Source organism: Paenibacillus sp. J31P13 (assembly GCF_056269295.1).
Map to the genome: position 1 here is coordinate 348667 of NZ_JBWDNR010000004.1, position 14819 is coordinate 363485.

The 14819-nt window shown below is 43.9% G+C and carries 12 protein-coding genes and 2 riboswitches; all 12 genes read right to left on the reverse strand.

Features of this window, described 5'->3' with window-relative positions:
- Nucleotides 1–99: 99 nt before the first annotated feature.
- The 12 genes from AC0YOD_RS15875 to AC0YOD_RS15930 all read right to left on the reverse strand — a co-directional run bounded on the left by AC0YOD_RS15875 (nt 100) and on the right by AC0YOD_RS15930 (nt 14089).
- Nucleotides 100–1659 (reverse strand): glycine betaine ABC transporter substrate-binding protein, encoded by a 1560-nt coding sequence (locus AC0YOD_RS15875; RefSeq protein WP_475800299.1) that lies wholly within the window; start codon nt 1657–1659, stop codon nt 100–102.
- Between the two features lie 14 nt (nt 1660–1673).
- A complete protein-coding gene (locus AC0YOD_RS15880; RefSeq protein WP_475800300.1) occupies nt 1674–2783 on the reverse strand; it encodes an ABC transporter ATP-binding protein in 1110 nt (369 codons plus the stop codon).
- Nucleotides 2784–2971: 188 nt separating this feature from the next.
- Nucleotides 2972–3724 carry an SDR family NAD(P)-dependent oxidoreductase gene (locus AC0YOD_RS15885; protein WP_475800301.1) on the reverse strand — a complete coding sequence of 251 codons (753 nt, stop codon included), beginning with the start codon at nt 3722–3724 and terminating at the stop codon, nt 2972–2974.
- A 115-nt stretch (nt 3725–3839) separates the two neighbouring features.
- On the reverse strand, nt 3840–4649 hold the full coding sequence (locus AC0YOD_RS15890; RefSeq protein WP_475800302.1) for an SDR family NAD(P)-dependent oxidoreductase: 810 nt from the start codon (nt 4647–4649) through the stop codon (nt 3840–3842).
- Nucleotides 4650–5089: 440 nt separating this feature from the next.
- The gene (locus AC0YOD_RS15895; protein ID WP_475800303.1) at nt 5090–5950 is read right to left on the reverse strand and encodes a MurR/RpiR family transcriptional regulator; all 861 of its coding nucleotides are present in this window, start codon (nt 5948–5950) and stop codon (nt 5090–5092) included.
- Between the two features lie 190 nt (nt 5951–6140).
- On the reverse strand, nt 6141–6497 hold the full coding sequence (locus AC0YOD_RS15900; protein WP_475800545.1) for a nucleotide excision repair endonuclease: 357 nt from the start codon (nt 6495–6497) through the stop codon (nt 6141–6143).
- Between the two features lie 73 nt (nt 6498–6570).
- Nucleotides 6571–8907 carry a histidine kinase gene (locus AC0YOD_RS15905; protein WP_475800304.1) on the reverse strand — a complete coding sequence of 779 codons (2337 nt, stop codon included), beginning with the start codon at nt 8905–8907 and terminating at the stop codon, nt 6571–6573.
- An 87-nt stretch (nt 8908–8994) separates the two neighbouring features.
- On the reverse strand, nt 8995–9603 hold the full coding sequence (gene kdpC / locus AC0YOD_RS15910; protein ID WP_475800305.1) for a potassium-transporting ATPase subunit KdpC: 609 nt from the start codon (nt 9601–9603) through the stop codon (nt 8995–8997).
- Between the two features lie 59 nt (nt 9604–9662).
- Nucleotides 9663–11693, reverse strand: coding sequence for a potassium-transporting ATPase subunit KdpB (gene kdpB, locus AC0YOD_RS15915; protein WP_475800306.1), 2031 nt, complete (start codon nt 11691–11693; stop codon nt 9663–9665).
- 13 nt (nt 11694–11706) lie between these two features.
- Nucleotides 11707–13389 (reverse strand): potassium-transporting ATPase subunit KdpA, encoded by a 1683-nt coding sequence (kdpA, locus tag AC0YOD_RS15920; RefSeq protein ID WP_475800307.1) that lies wholly within the window; start codon nt 13387–13389, stop codon nt 11707–11709.
- Between the two features lie 73 nt (nt 13390–13462).
- Nucleotides 13463–13540 carry a K(+)-transporting ATPase subunit F gene (gene kdpF / locus AC0YOD_RS15925; RefSeq protein ID WP_475800546.1) on the reverse strand — a complete coding sequence of 26 codons (78 nt, stop codon included), beginning with the start codon at nt 13538–13540 and terminating at the stop codon, nt 13463–13465.
- A 141-nt stretch (nt 13541–13681) separates the two neighbouring features.
- Nucleotides 13682–14089 (reverse strand): hypothetical protein, encoded by a 408-nt coding sequence (locus tag AC0YOD_RS15930; protein ID WP_475800308.1) that lies wholly within the window; start codon nt 14087–14089, stop codon nt 13682–13684.
- Nucleotides 14090–14201: 112 nt separating this feature from the next.
- Nucleotides 14202–14370, reverse strand: a riboswitch (cyclic di-AMP (ydaO/yuaA leader).
- Between the two features lie 99 nt (nt 14371–14469).
- Nucleotides 14470–14661, reverse strand: a riboswitch (cyclic di-AMP (ydaO/yuaA leader).
- Nucleotides 14662–14819: the final 158 nt, after the last annotated feature.

Here is a 14819-nt window from a genome sequence, read left to right on the forward strand (position 1 = left end):
AAACAGCCCATACGCCCGTCTATACTGTATTCCCAGCATAAACGGACGCCAGCCGTTTCATGGTCTTTCTATTTTCTATTCACAATGCTTAGCCAATAATTACTTCATCAAGCCTTGCTCCTTCAGCCATCCCTCAGCTACTTCACGTGCTTGTTTGCCTTCCAAATCGACTTGCGCATTCAACGTAGACATCATTTTATCATCGATTTTTCCGGCTAATAGGTTAAGAACTTCCTTAAGCTCTGGATGCTCGTTTAGCGTATCGTTTCGAATGATGGGAGCCGCATAATAAGGAGGGAAGAAATGCTTATCATCCTCTATAACTTGCAGATCAAATGCTTGAATGCGTCCATCCGTCGAAAAGGCATCATTAGCATCCGTTGTTCCTTCTTTGACAGCACTATAGGTTAGACCGGCATCCAGCCCCTTCGCTTCCTTAAAGTTCATGCCATAGGCTTCTTTGAGACCTAAATATCCATCTTGTCGCTCCAAAAACTCATGTGTCGCACCCAGTACCAGTGACTTGGACTTCTGAGCCAAGTCTGAGAAGGTCTTGATGCCCAATTTTTCTGCTGCATCTCTTCTCATTGCAAGGGTATACGTATTATTAAACCCAAGCGGATCCAGCCACGTAACTTGAAATTTCTCATCATACGCTGCCTTCACCTTGTTATAGGTTTCCGACGGATCGCCAGAGATCGGTTCTTGCTTAAGCACTGAAGTCCAGCCTGTTCCGGTATACTCTGGATAAATATCAATATCTCCGCTAAGCAGCGCATTGTGGGTTACCTGCGAGCCGCCCAAAAATGGCTTGCGCACCACTTTTAAATCTGTTTTCTCTTCGATTAGCGAAGCCAGCATGTTGACCAAAATATCCTGCTCAGTATAATTTTTGCCCCCAACGACAATAGAACCGGCACCACCTGAGCCTGTTCTCATCGTAATGCCGACGATAAGCCCAATAATCAACAGAGCGATTATGCCAAGCTCCACTCTTTTGAATAGCTTGGAACGACCTTTACCCTTTTGCTTAATCCCTCTTGGCGTTACGGCCTTCTCCAGCCTCTCCAAAATGTAATCGAATAATAGGGCAAGCAGCGCGGCAGGTATCGTACCAGCCAAGATCAACTCTGTATTAACGGTTGAAATACCTCTAAAAATTAAATCACCGAGACCGCCTGCTCCAACAAGTGAAGCCAAGGTCGCCACACCAATGATCATAACGGTTGCTGTGCGAATACCGGCCATAATGACGTTCAACGCAAGCGGCAGCTCAATTTTGGTCATAACCTGCCAGCTCGTCATCCCCATGCCAACGCCGGCTTCCTTAATCGACTTCTCTACATTCATTATTCCCGTATACGTATTCCTCATAATGGGAAGCAAAGCATAGACGGTCAGCGCTACAATCGCTGGCACCATCCCAATCCCTACGAGAGGAATCATAAATCCTAAAAGCGCTAAGCTTGGGATTGTCTGAAACAAGGATGCAACTCCAATAATAGGAGCAGCCAATCTAGGGTAGCGCGTAAGGATCAGCCCTACCGGGATTGAAATGACTATCGCTATGATTAAAGCGATAAACGAAATTTGAATATGCTCGATCGTTGCTTGAATGATGTCTTCTTGTCTATTTTTAATAACATCCCAAAAATTCATATCTTACCCCCGAATCACATCTGTTTAAGTAATGCGTCAATTAAGCTTGAATTGGTAACAAGTCCCGCCAGTTTTCCGTCCCCATTAACAACCGGCACACCGTTCAAATGATGCTGCTTCATGAAATCAACCGCTTCGGTTACACTCGTTCCTATATGCACGACAGGAATATCCGATTTCATGATATCTTGAAGCGTTAGATCCTCAAATTTATATTGATCCTCAAGCATTTCTTTGGTAACAATCCCTTTCAATACGCGGTCCTTATCGGTAACAAGCAAAGTATTTACGCGATATTGCTTCATCAGCTTCGCACCATGCGCCAAGCCTCTCGTCAAGAATACCGTTACCGGATTAGCAACCATAACATCCTCAACCATTAGGTTTTCCGATTCATTCAATCGGCTCTCACCAATAAAATTACGAACAAAATCATTTTTAGGCCGTCTTAGGATGCGGTCCGGTGTATCAAACTGTACAATCTCACCGCCTTGCATAATCACGATGCGATCCGCTATTTTTAACGCTTCATCCATATCATGAGAGACAAATACGATCGTCTTCTTCACCTCAACCTGCAGACGAACCAATTCATCCTGAAGCTGATCACGGCTGATGGGATCAAGCGCGCTGAATGGCTCGTCCATCAATATAATGGACGGCTCCGCTGCCATTGCACGAATAACACCGATTCTCTGCTGCTGTCCTCCACTTAATTCCGCAGGGTAACGCTCCCCGTATATCTCTGGATCTAATCCCACCATCTCCATTAATTCATTAATCCTATTCTCATAAAGCGATTTATCCATTTTCTTCAGCTTAGGCACAATAGCAATATTATTTTTAATATTCATATGTGGAAATAAGCCGATTTGCTGTATGACATATCCGATATTCCTTCTGAGCTCTACGGGATCAATTTTGGAAATGTCTTTGCCATCAACAAAAATTTGTCCTGATGTAGGTTCAACTAAACGATTGATCATCTTCATTGTCGTCGTTTTACCACAGCCGCTTGGCCCGATAAGCGTGACCAATTCACCAGGCTTGATATCTAGATCAATGCCTTTCAATACCAAGTTTCCGTTCTTATATTTTTTCGTTACATTTTTAAACTGTATCAATCCAACACCTCATTTTTTTCCATTGAGTTCGCTACAGAGCCTAGCTCGTTATATTCTACCCAATTCATGCATTCCTACACTATTACCCAACATGAATCACATTCAAACAACCATTTAAATAAAAAGAGGTCTACCCCCTGCTCCTGCAAGGGGTAGACCTCTTCGATTTATGATGCTGAATCGTTAAATTATTTAGCTACTACGCCGCCATCAACAGGCAATTCTACGCCTGTAATGTAAGAAGATGCATCGGAAGCTAGGAAAAGAACGGCTGCCGCAACTTCTGCTGCTTTACCAACACGCGGAAGCGCTGTTTGTGACAAGAACCATTTTAGCATACGCTCGTTGTTAACCATATCTTGACTCATTGGTGTTTCAATAAAGCCTGGGTGAACAGAGTTTACACGGATATTATCTTTACCGAAATCTACTGCAGCTGCTTTGGAAAGCATACGTACTGCGCCTTTAGAGGCTGTGTATGCACCTGCGCCGCTGCTGCCTTTAAGGCCGGCAATAGAAGAGATATTGATAATCGAACCGCTTTGGCTCTTTTGCATATGAGGAATAACATGCTTCATACCAAGGAATACACTTGCTACGTTAATGTTCATGACTCTGTTCCATTGGTCAACTGTTGTTTCCAGCAAACCAACTGCCAACGAAATACCGGCATTATTGACAAGAATGTCAATTTTACCGTATTTATTAACCGTTTCATCAACTACTTTGATCCAATCTTCTTCAGAAGCTACGTTATGCGAAATAGCTGTTGCTTCGCCGCCTGCAGACACAATTTCCTGTGCAACTGCTTGTACAGCCGCTTCGTTAATGTCAGTCAGAACAACTTGTGCGCCCTCTTTTGCAAGCAAAATTGCTTCTTCACGACCCATACCGCTTCCTGCACCAGTAACAATTGCTACTCTTTGGTCTAACATTGCCATTATAAAATCCCCCTCAAATGCTTATTCATTGTTTAATAACTGTATCAAATAAAAAGATTATTTACAACTCAACAATTTACCATTAAACATTTAGACACAAAACAGTTTTTGAGAACTATTTTGATTGTGCTTGTGCCATCAATTGATTAAAGTCAGGGACAGTCGGGTTGGCAAGATAGTGTCCGCCTTCGACTTGAATCGTTTGTCCTGTGATGAATTTGGATTCATCGGATGCTAGGAAAAGAACGGTATAACCAATATCGTCTGCTTCACCGTGATACGGAAGCGCATTGTATTTAGCGAAAATATCTAGAACAGGTTCCGGCAGATTGTTTTTCGCAGCAGGAGTAAGGATAAGACCAGGAGCAACTCCGTTACAACGAATATTATCTTTGCCGTATTGTGTAGCGATATAACGAGTCAAATGCACAACGCCTGCTTTGGAAGCACCGTATGCAGAACGAACGGAATCACTTGCGAAACCTGCCATGGATGCCGTATTAATAATGGAACCGCCGCCTGCTTTGGTCATATGAGGAATGGCAAAACGCGCGCCCAATAGAACACTCTTCAGATTCAAATTCATCAAGCGGTCCCACTCATCTAGATCCATGTTTACAACGTCAAGGTCTTTTTTCAGGTTAGTCATACCAACATTGTTGAATAGAACATTGATCGTACCATATTGCTCAACCGTAAATTCAACCGCTGCTTTGATGGATTCCTCAACCGATGCATCCAAAAATACACCTACAGCTTCTCCACCTGAGGTTTTGATTGATTCTGCTGCTTCTTTGGCTGCTTCAACATTGTAATCTGCGATTACCACCTTAGCGCCTTCTTTTGCCATCAAAATGGCTGTGGACAAGCCAATACCTGATGCTCCACCTGTAATTAATGCTACTTTCCCGCTAACTCGTCCCATAGTAAGACCTCCAAAGAAATTTTTTAGAACTCTATTATGCCCCTTTCTTTCGCAATATTCAAAGTCCCTCTTTGACACTACATTTTATTTTGGCATATTTAGTGAAAAACGCTGCTGACAAGTAGTGTCAGCAGCGTTCGTCTTGAAATTACAGCCTATTTTATCCAATCCATTGATTCTTATTTTTTCAAAAAATTCACTGGGTTTAGAGAGAAAATTAAACAATGATAGGTTAACAGCATAGCTGCCATCAATAGTAATTATAATTATAATTGTTTTGGCAACTAAACTGTCATTTAATCAGACTGTCATTCTTCAAGATCCTTAATACAAGCTAACATAATCATTTAAATGGGAATTTTATTCAAATTAGTAGGATCGGTATACGAACTAGGACTGATTTTCTTGTAAGTAACCTTGACATAGATATTTTCAATCCATTAGAACATTTTATTAGCAATTGCTTTAGCTGTCATTTCCCGGTATTTGAAAGCATCTTCCTTCATGTAAAGAGACACAGCAAGACTTAAAATGTCAATAACCGTTATTTGCGATAATCGGGATGACATTGAGCTTCCTTGAAATGGATTTTCTCTTGCTACTGTCAATAGAACAATATCAGCTTCTCTGACGATAGGCGACCTTATATTGCTCGTTATCGCAATAACCTTCGCACCCGCTTTTCTAGCCAAGGCTACATTATCAAGAGTATCTTTTGTGCCCCCTGTAATAGATAGCCCTACCGCTACATCGTCCTTGTCCATTAAAGCAGCCTTCATCGCTTGAAAGTGCGTATCTGGATTGGAGTAACTGTTTTTCCCCATACGCATGAAGCTATGAGCTGCTTGCATGGCTGAAATACCGGATGAGCCTACTCCAAAGAAATGAATGTTAGATGCCGCTGCCAACAGCTCCACTGCTTGATTTAATTGCTCTGTTTGAAGAAGCTCCCGCGTTTGCTCCAATACCTTGAAGTGTCCTGAAATCAGCTTCTGACTTATCGTTAGAGGATCATCGCCATCTGTTATTTCCATATGCAAATGCTCTACAGGCTTGACCAAATCCTGCGCCAATGAAAGCTTGAAATCCTGAAACCCATGAAACTTCAGCTTCCGACACAGCCTAAGAACGGTTGTTTCACCGACATCTGCTCGCTCTGCAATTTCTGTGACAGACTGATAAATAACTTCCTGAGCATTCGTTACAATATATTGAGCTACCTTCTGCTCCGCCTTCGTCAAGCCGCTGATGTGGCTGCGAATACTTAGCAATGTTTTGCCTGCTTCTATGTCATTAGCCATGAATGGACCTGTCCCTTTCCTACATTACCCAAATCTGTTTCTTCTATTTTAACATGGATGCCACTCTCTGTATTGAAGCGTTGCATGTGCTTATCGCTCTAGCATGGTTCAAAATCCGATTGCAAAAGAAAAAGGGCTATGCAGTTTTCTAACCCTGCATAACCCTTTTCATGTAGCGTGCTTATTTTTATTAGTAATAAAATACTTTATCGACATTGTATTTGGCTCTGCCTCTATTAATGATATACGTTTCGTAAATATCACGTGCGACAGGATCATCAACGATACAAACCTCGATTTTCGTAACTTCTTCCCGGTGCATCTTGATATCCGATACGTTATCCTCAAAATGTTTTTTGATCCTTGGTCTTAGCTTCCGAGCTTTACCTGCGAACAACAATTCGCCTTGCTCGTTGTAAAACATAAAAATACCGCCCTTATCTCTTGAAATCAGATGAAAATCGGTAAATCCGTAAATATTACTCAGCTGTGGATCAACTTGTTTCGTAATCGTAACATCCGGTGTAGGGATGGTTATGTTTATCACAATCATTCACTTCCTCATTCTATATAGATGTAAATATTATCACAAATCGCAATGTAACACCATTTCTATATCATTATGTCTCTGCCCCTCCTGTTAGTGGATCAAAATCAGCAACGACCAGAACATCCATATGTCGTCCATGCCGCAAAATCATCCGAATGATTGATCCATGCCGTATTTTCTTCCACCACGTCCGGCTCGATTGTCCGATAATCATTTGCGTGCTTTTATTCTCATTGGCCTTATTCAGCAGGATGTACGGAATTTGCTTTCGATCCGTGGCAATGAGCATTTCAAACTTTCCGCCTAGCCGCTCTGTCAATTCTTGCAATACCTTTATCCGCTTTGTCATCTCTTCAGAAACAGTAGGGCAATCATGTACGTACGTTACGATCCAATTCGCTTTGAGTCGATAGGCGATTCGGAACCCCCTTCTAATTAACCGCTCCGCATTAGAGCTGGTTGTTACACCAACGAAGATCGTTTCATGCCTTCTCCAAGGCCCGCGAAGCGAATCATTTCTCTCCCAAGCCTCTAGTCTTTCATCCACATCATCAGCTATTTCCCTTAGAGCTAGTTCACGCAAAGCGATTAAATTACCCATTTTAAAAAAATGCCCCAACGCTTGATCTACTTTATCCAGTGCGTAGATCTTCCCCTCAACCATCCGCTGCTGCAGCGATTTTGGCGCAACATCAATAAGCTCTACTTCATCTGCCATGCGCAGAACGCTGTCAGGAACAGTCTCCCGCACACGAACTCCTGTAATTTGTTCCACTGCATCGTTTAAGCTCTCCAAATGCTGCACATTCATCGTTGAAATGACCGATATACCTGCATTCAAAATCTCGACAATGTCCTCATACCTTTTCTTGTTGCTGCTGCCTGGCACATTGGTATGCGCCAGTTCATCCACGAGCACCACTTCAGGGTTCCGCCCGATAATGGCGTCTACATCCAATTCCTCTAGGTGTGTTCCTCGATATTCGATCTTCGCCCGCGGAGTCGTTTGCAGCAAATCGACCTGCGCCAGCGTATCCCCTCGTCCATGCGTTTCCAGAAGCCCGATGACAACATCGATTTTTTTCTTCAGCAAGTCATTTCCTTCGCGGAGCATCGTATAGGTTTTCCCGACACCAGGCGCAGCGCCAATAAACACCTTAAAGCGCCCTCTGCGGATTTCTCCTATTTTCTTCTCCACTTCCTGATTATTAAGTCTCCGATAAGGACCAGCTGCTACATGCACCGCACTCATCTTGGTAGGCAATATCCGCTCGCCTTCCCTTTCCGCCCTGTCCGCAACGAAATAAATATCCGTATTTTTGGCGTTTTTGAGTATGCCATTTACAATAGATCCCCGCAGCAGCTCCTGTAATCGACTTTGTTTGGAGTGTCCAAGAACGATTCTCGTCACCTTATGCACGGTTGCATAGTGAACCAAAGTGCGAGGAAGCAGTGCGTTTCGGGTCAAGGGAAGCTCTTCAAACCTCGCTCCTATTTTTTCTGTAAGCTTCATAATCGAACGCCTGAAAGCAGCAGACTCTCTCGATAGCGTTTTTTTCGGGTGAACAAAGCTAAGAACGAGCAAATCCCCGCCCAAGCGCTTGGCGATTTGTTGACCTCGCCGAATATAAATAGAACCGTTCCAATGGTATTGCGCCGCAACGAGAATATGCTCAGCTGTACCTGTTGGTCCAATCAGTCCCTGCTCCTCACGGTATTTCTCAAGCGAACCGTTAACGTCCTCTGCTACAAGCCGCAAAGCCAGCTCTCTCAATTTCCCTATATTGCTTCGTTTAAATAAGGCAGGTGTAGAGTCTCCATTTACTTTACCCTCTTCCAAGCGCTTCAAAATGGTTTCTGGAGACACATCAATGAGTCTAACCTCATCCGCCAGCTCCAGTGTATCTGTCGGAACGGTCTCATCCACAGCGACGCCGGTCCATTTTTTCGCCAGCTCGGTTGCTCCCTCCAGCTCATATACATTCACGGTTGCAATGACGCTAATACCTTTGCTGAGCAAGAACTTGATATCCTCTAGACGGGTCGGATAACGGGCATCCTTCCGATTATGATGCGCAAGACCGTCAACCAATACAACTTCCGGGTTGCGTTCAAGCAATGCATCAATATTCAAGTCTTTCCGCTCTGTTCCGTCCTTTGTCCAGTGAATGCTGGTCACTCTCTCTAGATCACCGATCTGCTCGATCGTTTCCGGTCGTCGCCCAGTTGAAACCGCGCAGATAACGACATCAATGCCTTGTTTTTTCAGACTTTGTCCTTCCCGAAGCATATGATAGGTTTTGCCAGAGCCGCTAAGCGCGCCAATATAGATCTTAAGCCGACCGCGATGAAGCTTGGATATAGAAAGCAGAATTTCTTCAGGTGTCTTTCTTCTAAAGCTCTCCATCCATTACTCCCGTCCCTTCATCCTATTACAATTAAAATGCGATAAACCCCGCCTATCTGGGATAGGCAGGGCATTTCGATAAAGGCTTTATTTTTTCATTAATTCACTAAGCTCGATATTCAATTTCAGTACATTAACTCTTGGTTCCCCAAAAATGCCTAAATCACGGCTTTCCGTATGCTTGCTCACTAATTTCTCCAAATCACTAGCCGCAATGCCTGTCAATTTGCTAATACGCGGCACTTGAACGCTAGCTGATTCCGGCGTAATATGCGGATCTAACCCTGAACCTGAGTTTGTTATTAGCGCGATAGGCACTTGGTTGACTGGAACATCAGGATTGCTAGTTTTCCATTCTGTTATTGATGCTTGCGTCCGTTCGATTAATGCAGGATTAGAAGGACCGAAGTTGTTGGAGCCTGAAGCCTCTGCTTTGTAATCGATGCTTGATATTCGACCTTGAAAGAAGGACGGATCAGAAAATTTTTGTCCAATCAATTCGGAGCCAATAACGTCACCGCTGCTGTTTTTAATCAAGCTGCCCCCGGCATTACCAGGCATCACCACTTTTGCGATACCTGTCGTTACTAATGGATAGATAATACCGCATAAGACAATTAACACTACACTTATACGCACGATGCTAAACAGATAAGATATGCCCGATTGCGCCGGAAGTTGCTCCGTTTTATTCATACTGTCCCATCCCTCTCCAAATCTGTTCTTACCATTTCACGATGCAGATTCTATTGCTTCTATATCCACAGGTGGACGATCATATCAATTAATTTGATTCCGACGAAAGGTACAATGACACCGCCTAATCCGTAGATCAGAAGATTTCGGCTTAACAATTGAGCAGAGCCCAACGGCTTGTAAGCCACGCCCTTCATCGCTAGCGGAATCAAAAACGGAATAATAATCGCGTTAAAAATAAGTGCAGACAAAATAGCCGACAATGGCGAGCCTAGACCCATCACATTCAATACATTCATCTCTGGAATGGCCAACATGAACATGGCAGGGATAATGGCGAAATATTTCGCTATATCATTTGCAATACTGAATGTCGTTAGAGCGCCGCGCGTCATGAGCAATTGCTTACCTATCGCTACAACTTCAATGATCTTCGAAGGGTCAGAATCGAGATCAATCATATTCGCCGCTTCCTTCGCTGCATTTGTGCCGGTGTTCATCGCAATCCCTACATCGGCTTGCGCTAGTGCAGGCGCATCATTCGTTCCGTCACCCGTCATCGCAACGAGCTTGCCTTGCGCTTGTTCCCGCTTAATAACGAGAATCTTATCTTCCGGCGTGCTTTCAGCGATAAAATCATCGACTCCCGCTTCACGAGCGATAGTCGCCGCTGTTAACGGATTGTCACCTGTACACATAATCGTTTTGATACCCATGCTGCGAAGCTGATCAAAACGTTCCTTCATGCCAGGCTTCACGGTATCCTTCAAATAAATCAAACCGTAAATTTGATTATCAACGGCAACAGCCAGCGGTGTACCGCCTTCTGATGCAATCGCGTTTCCATTGGTATCCAAATCAGATGGAATGCTGCCGCCTTGCGCGCTAACCCATTTCTTAATCGCGTCTACCGAGCCTTTACGAACCTTTCTTCCATCTCTTAAATCCATGCCGCTCATCCGAGTCTCTGCTTTGAATGGAATAAACTCCGCACCAACAGCGAGCTGATCGTTATAGGCCAATCCATCCTTCTTCATCAATTCAAGCACGGATCGGCCTTCGGGGGTCTCATCCTTAACAGATGAGATAGCTGCCCACTCCCCTAGTCCTTTCCTAGATTGATTGCCTACCACTATAAAATCGCTAGCCATCCGATTACCAAATGTAATGGTCCCGGTCTTATCAAGAATCATTGTATTTACATCGCCCGCTGCTTCGACCGCTTTCCCCGACATCGCTAGCACATTGAACTGAGTAACGCGATCCATGCCCGCAATACCGATCGCAGAAAGCAAACCGCCGATCGTAGTGGGAATGAGACAGACTAATAGCGAAATCAACACCGGAATTTCCAGCTTAATATCCACATACTGAGCGATTGGAGCCAGAGTTACCACAACGATTAGAAAGATAAGCGTTAAAGTAATTAAAAGGGTATTGAGTGCAATTTCGTTTGGCGTCTTCTGACGCTTCGCTCCTTCAACCAAGGAAATCATCCGATCAATAAAGGACTCGCCAGGATCAGTCGTAATCCGTATCGTAATGGTATCGCTTGTCACTCGTGTGCCGCCGGTAACCGAACTGAAATCTCCGCCGGCCTCTTTAATAACAGGCGCCGATTCGCCAGTAATAGCTGATTCGTCAACGGAAGCCAATCCTTCTATGACTTCACCATCACCGGGGATCATCTCTCCTTGTGAGACAACGACGATATCGCCCTTGCGCAGCTCCGCGGAAGATACCACTTTTATTGCATTTCCAACCCGCTTATTCGCTGTCACTTCTCTTTTCGAATTTTTCAGTGTGTCAGCTTGGGCTTTCCCTCTGCCTTCAGCCAATGCTTCAGCAAAGTTTGCAAATAATACAGTGAAGAGAAGGATAAGAAATACGGTAATATTAAAACCAGTACGCCCTTCTGTGCCAAAATATCCTGGCATCAGCGTCATCAACAATACAACGACTGTTCCTACCTCTACGACGAACATGACCGGGTTTTTCATCATCGTTGCCGGATTTAGTTTAATGAAGCTATCTTTAATCGCTTTTTTAATAAGATCCGAAGATATCATGCTTTTTCGGTTTGTATTCATTTCCTCACCTCTTCTATTTAAGGAGTGTCAAGTGTTCTGCGATTGGACCAAGCACAACTGCCGGTAAGAAGGTCAGTGCCCCAATAATCAATACGGTCCCAAGCAAAATGCCCACAAATAATTTATTGTCTGTACGGAATGTACCTATCGTTTCTGGCACCCACTGCTTTGACACTAACGAGCCCGCAACACCAAGCAGAGCAATGATGGAAATATATCGGCCGAACAGCATGACTAAGCCTGTCGTAACATTCCAGAATGACGTATTATCGGCCAAGCCTTCAAATCCGGAACCATTGTTTGCAGCCGAAGATGTGTATTCATACAGCACCTGCGAGATACCATGGAATCCGCTATTCGTAATGGCTCCACTTCCGAGGTCTGTGAGGAATGCGATGGCTGTTGGCACTAAGATAATAAGCGGATGCGCCAAGATGGCGATGGCAATGAGCTTCATTTCGCGCGCCTCAATCTTTTTCCCCAAAAATTCAGGCGTACGACCGACCATCAAGCCGCATAGGAATACGCCGAGTATCGCGTACATGAGCATATTGACGAGCCCGACCCCATCACCGCCGAATACGACGTTCAGCATCATCAATGCTAACGGTACAAGTCCGCCAAGCGGCGTCAATGTATCATGCATGTTGTTAACCGATCCTGTAGTGGCTGAAGTCGTTACGGTTGTAAACAAGCTGGATTGCGCTATCCCAAACCGAACTTCCTTCCCTTCCATACTGCCCTGCGAAGCATCCATGCCAAGCGCATTCATGGCTGGATTACCTCTCATTTCCGAGGTGTATATAATGGATAGAAAGGCGATAAACAAGATCATCATCGTGCTGAAAATAACCCAGCCTTGTTTACGGTTTTTGGCGAATCTACCGAACGTATAGGTCAGAGCGGCTGGAATACACCACATCGATAATATTTCAATGACATTCGTCAGCGGAGACGGATTTTCAAAAGGATGCGCGGAGTTAACGCCGAAAAATCCCCCACCGTTCGTTCCCAAATGTTTTATCGATACAAGTGAAGCAACGGGACCAATCGCAATTTGCTGCGTCTCTCCTTCAAGCGTCGTAGCCTGAATCGTTGAATCCAGCGTTTGCGGTACTTTTAAACCAACCAATAATAAGGTAACGATGATAGCTAAAGGAATGAGCAAACGAGTGTGTGCTTTAACGAAATCACTGAAAAAGTTGCCAAGCGTCTTGCCTTTGCTAGTCAAACCTCGTATGAATGCGATAGCGACAACAATGCCGGTCGCAGCTGATGTGAACATCATCATCATAATAACGGCCATCTGCGCAAAATAAGACAAACCTGTTTCACCGCTATAATGCTGTAAATTCGTATTCGTCATAAAGCTGATCACCGTATTAAAAGAAAGCGTGGACTCCATATTGTCGATTCCATTTGGGTTGATCGGCAATACCTTCTGGCTTCTTAAAATGAGATAACTAACGGCAACCAGAACGATGTTGGTCAATATTAAGCTAAGCGTATACTTTTTCCAGTTCATTTCTGGACGGTTCTTTAAGCCGGTCAAAAAGTAAAATGCTTTCTCTATAGGTCCAAAAATTTTGTCCGTCCAATTGGCCTCATTCGAAAAAATATGATAAATATAGGTTCCCAAGGGCTTAACGATCAAACATAAGATCAGAATGACCGCTGCCATTTGAAAAATTGCCATTTTATTTCCTCCCTAGGGTTTCCAATGGAAAACCGACATCGAAATCATTTTTATCTATTTGGGTAACTCTTCATTAAAATTTCTCTGGATTAATGAGCGCGTAGACCAGATACAAAAAGATAAGACATGTAAACCCGATTACGATAATCATTGGCTTTCTCCTCCTGTGTCACCTACGACACGTCCGCACCAAGTCAGAAAACCGTAAAATAATAGAAAGGCTCCTGCCAATGCCCAAATCATAAACAGATCCATCATATTTATTCCTCCTCGACCTTCTCCTCAGCGGATTTTATTCCTTGTCATGAAGCAGATAGGAAACATCGCTGCTATTGGAATGAATGACATAACTGGCTCCTAATCCTTTATAGATGAGCCTGGAATTCATGCTGCCTGTAATGACGTAAATGGGCTTTCCCGTCCAAGACCGACATATTTGAATGTATCTGCAGCAAAGCGGCAAACTGACTTCAAATATAAAGACTTTTCCAACCGGCATTTTAGGAAGATGCCAATTGCTGCGATCGGCAGTATCCAGCGGTACAACATGTTCTACCCCAAGGTCCTTTAGCCGCGATTTTTCCGTTTCATTATTTGTAAGGGCTGCAAATGGCAAGCCCTTCATCTTAAGTGTTTTGATAAATTGCTCTCCAGCTTTATTTGGCGCTGATACTAAAATAAATTCATCATGGGATACCATGACCGCACTCCTCCATATCGTTTCAGGCAACAAAAAAGAAGCTGTAGGAAGAGAAAGCTCTCCTTCAGCTTCTTAGACGCGGGTAAATAAACCCACAGCTAATCACGGAATTGTTGCCTCTCTTGAGACGCTTACGAGGTTAGCTGACGGATTCGGGCGTAAGAGTCGCCCTACTTGACGGAAATCTACAACTTCCGTAAAGATTCACCCCTGAACTGAAAACACATTGGTCATCAATTCGTTTGGTTCCCCCGTTCACTGAAAGGATTCTATTTCTAGATCCTCTCATGTGATTCAGCGGCTATTCGCCATAACATGATTTTAGGACATAAAACACAGAGGCCGTGTCCCCTGTGGTCAATTGATCACAAGCTTCATCATCCTCTCATCTGCGACGCTTACGAGGTTAGCTGCCGGATTCGGACGGTGAGAGTCGCCCTACATGAAGGAAAATAACCATGGATTTCTCCTTCACGATTCACCCCAAATGACTTGTATTCGACTCTCACATCGAAAACTTATCATCGTTTGGTTCCCCCGCTTTCCTTGCGGAAATTAAGCGATATGAATTAACAATCATTGTAAGCAATGAATGATCTGAGTCGTATCATATGCCGATCGAAATATTTTGTAAAGAAGGACGCCGCCTCAAATTACACGCCGTTTGACACTCTGCATCTCCAAACCCATATCATTCTTCTATTTACTCCATCATACTCTCGTTTTCTCA

Coding starts and splice junctions, on each gene's coding strand:
- AC0YOD_RS15890 (WP_475800302.1), bottom strand. CDS start 4,649: ATGGGACGAGTTAGCGGGAAAGTAGCATTAATTACAGGTGGAGCATCA.
- AC0YOD_RS15895 (WP_475800303.1), bottom strand. CDS start 5,950: ATGGCTAATGACATAGAAGCAGGCAAAACATTGCTAAGTATTCGCAGC.
- AC0YOD_RS15930 (WP_475800308.1), bottom strand. CDS start 14,089: ATGGTATCCCATGATGAATTTATTTTAGTATCAGCGCCAAATAAAGCT.
- AC0YOD_RS15905 (WP_475800304.1), bottom strand. CDS start 8,907: ATGGAGAGCTTTAGAAGAAAGACACCTGAAGAAATTCTGCTTTCTATA.
- AC0YOD_RS15875 (WP_475800299.1), bottom strand. CDS start 1,659: ATGAATTTTTGGGATGTTATTAAAAATAGACAAGAAGACATCATTCAA.
- kdpF (WP_475800546.1), bottom strand. CDS start 13,540: ATGATTATCGTAATCGGGTTTACATGTCTTATCTTTTTGTATCTGGTC.
- AC0YOD_RS15885 (WP_475800301.1), bottom strand. CDS start 3,724: ATGGCAATGTTAGACCAAAGAGTAGCAATTGTTACTGGTGCAGGAAGC.
- kdpC (WP_475800305.1), bottom strand. CDS start 9,603: ATGAATAAAACGGAGCAACTTCCGGCGCAATCGGGCATATCTTATCTG.
- kdpA (WP_475800307.1), bottom strand. CDS start 13,389: ATGGCAATTTTTCAAATGGCAGCGGTCATTCTGATCTTATGTTTGATC.
- kdpB (WP_475800306.1), bottom strand. CDS start 11,693: ATGAATACAAACCGAAAAAGCATGATATCTTCGGATCTTATTAAAAAA.